The organism is Clostridium liquoris (assembly GCF_002995785.1).
Classification (GTDB): Bacteria; Bacillota; Clostridia; order Clostridiales; family Clostridiaceae; genus Clostridium_AO; species Clostridium_AO liquoris.
Genome location: NZ_PVXO01000015.1, coordinates 1 through 1,333 on the forward strand (window position 1 = coordinate 1; position 1,333 = coordinate 1,333).

Annotated in this window: 2 protein-coding genes; both read left to right on the forward strand. The window is 30.9% G+C overall.

What is annotated here, in order from left to right; all coding sequences use genetic code 11:
* Positions 1-80: 80 nt before the first annotated feature.
* Positions 81-380, forward strand: coding sequence for a transposase (locus CLLI_RS03465; RefSeq protein ID WP_106062857.1), 300 nt, complete (start codon positions 81-83; stop codon positions 378-380).
* A 35-nt stretch (positions 381-415) separates the two neighbouring features.
* Positions 416-1,288, forward strand: a complete 873-nt coding sequence (locus CLLI_RS03470; RefSeq protein ID WP_106062858.1) for an IS3 family transposase — start codon at positions 416-418, stop codon at positions 1,286-1,288.
* Positions 1,289-1,333: the final 45 nt, after the last annotated feature.

Sequence of the window (1,333 nt, forward strand, 5' to 3'; positions counted from 1 at the left end):
CCTATAGGCCCCCTAATTAAAGTGGACACATTAACTCATTAGTTATAAGATATATTTAGAATTTAGGAGGGTCTATAGAAATGGATAAATTTATTCGTAGGTTTACTGAAGATGAAAGAGTAAAATATGTTAATGAAGCATTAGAATACGGTAGCAATATATTAGTTGCTAAGAAGTATGATCTTCATCCTAGTCTTTTATCTAGGTGGATTAGCAATTATAGAAGATATGGAAAGACACTAGCTCCGAAGGAGCAAATTGAGAAAGACATCATTCCTAATTACAAAAAAGAATATAAGAAAATAAAAAAAGAGCTTGAAGAAAAGGATTTGGAGATTAAAATATTAAGAGACTTATTAAAAAAAAAGAACCTACTTTAGCTGAAAGAATTGAGGTAGCTAACAAATGGATTAATATTGGCTATTCTAAGGTAGTTGTTCTACAAATAGTTAAGGTTAATAGATCAACTTATTATAAATATATGAAAAATAAAGAAAAGCGTAGCTATAACAACGTAGGAAGAAAATATCCAGGGTATAGCTATAAATTTGATGGCACTAAGGTTAATGATGTTCAAATTCAAAGCTATATTAGCTACCTAAAAAATAAAGAAACAACAAAGCATTATGGGTATAAAAAGATAACATATGAGCTTAGACGTGATTATGACTTAAAGATAAATAAAAAGAAGGTTAAGCGTCTAATGAAAAATTTGTCTCTTCTATTTCCAAATAAAAAGAGCCACGTTAGACGTATGTCACCGAAATGTAAAGAAAGAAAAGTTACAGCGTCAAATCAACTTTGGCAGATGGACATAAAGTATGCGTTTATAGGAGGTACTAGGGAAACAGCCTATATAACATCAATTATAGATGTATATGATAGAGAAATAGTTGCTTATTCTATAGATTTAAGATGTACTGGTGAAGTTGCTACGAAAGTGCTAATCGAGGCATTATATAATAGAAATATCAAGGATACTAACTCTGGCGTGGTGCTTCGCACAGATAATGGTAGCCAGTTTATTAGTGGTACCTTTGAAAAGGCTTGTATAACCGAAAATGTTCTACATGAACGAATTCCGGCTAGAAGTCCTAATTATAATGCTTATATTGAATCTTATCATAGGTATCTTCAAGACGAATGCCTTGCAGGCAAAATCTATATGTCTTTAAATCATATTAGCTATGATATTAAGGATTTTGTGTATAGATATAATAATGAGAGAATACATTCCTCAATAGGATATGTACCCCCTCATGAGTATTATTTAGCAAATATAAGCTAAAATGAGTTTGAGTTAATATTGTCTATTTAACGGGGTGCTATCCGA

Excerpts from the sequence above, each read along its gene's own strand:
- CLLI_RS03465 (WP_106062857.1), top strand. The coding sequence starts at position 81 with ATGGATAAATTTATTCGTAGGTTTACTGAAGATGAAAGAGTAAAATAT.